A 612-nucleotide genomic window follows, 5' to 3' on the forward strand; every position below is an offset into this window, starting at 1 on the left:
CCCGCCGGGATCGCGTCAAGGACGGTCAGGTCGGAGCGGGAGGCTTCGAACGAGATCACATCGGCAGCCATCGCATCGATGTCGCGGATGATGTCGTTGAACTCCGAGTAACACATGTGCGTATGAATCTGCGTGCCGGGCCTGACCCCGGAATGAACCAGCCGGAAAGCGGGAACAGCCCAATCCAAGTATGCCCGATGCCAGTCGGAGCGGCGCAATGGCAGTTTCTCACGCAATGCCGCCTCGTCGATCTGAATGATCCGGATGCCGGCGGCCTCCAGGTCCTCGACCTCGTCACGGATGGCAAGGGCGAGCTGTTCGGTCTGTTCCTTGCGGCCGATGTCCTGCCTGGGCCATGACCAGTTGAGGATTGTGACCGGCCCCGTCAGCATTCCTTTGACCATCCGATCGGTCTTCGACTGTGCGTAGGAGGACCACCGCACCGTCATCGGCCCAGGCCGGGACACATCCCCCCAGATGATCGGGGGCTTGACGCAGCGAGTCCCATAGGATTGCACCCAAGCGTTTCTGGTGAACAGGAAACCCTTTAGGCGCTGACCGAAATATTCAACCATATCGTTGCGTTCGAATTCGCCGTGTACCAGCACATCC

The 612-nt window shown here is 60.3% G+C and carries 1 pseudogene; it reads right to left on the reverse strand.

Annotation, left to right across the window (positions count from 1 at the left end):
- Positions 1–612, reverse strand: a pseudogene (locus CRD60_RS08320) (5-methyltetrahydropteroyltriglutamate--homocysteine S-methyltransferase); the annotation flags it as partial.

It is taken from the genome of Bifidobacterium aemilianum (assembly GCF_003315635.1).
Lineage (GTDB): Bacteria > Actinomycetota > Actinomycetes > Actinomycetales > Bifidobacteriaceae > Bifidobacterium > Bifidobacterium aemilianum.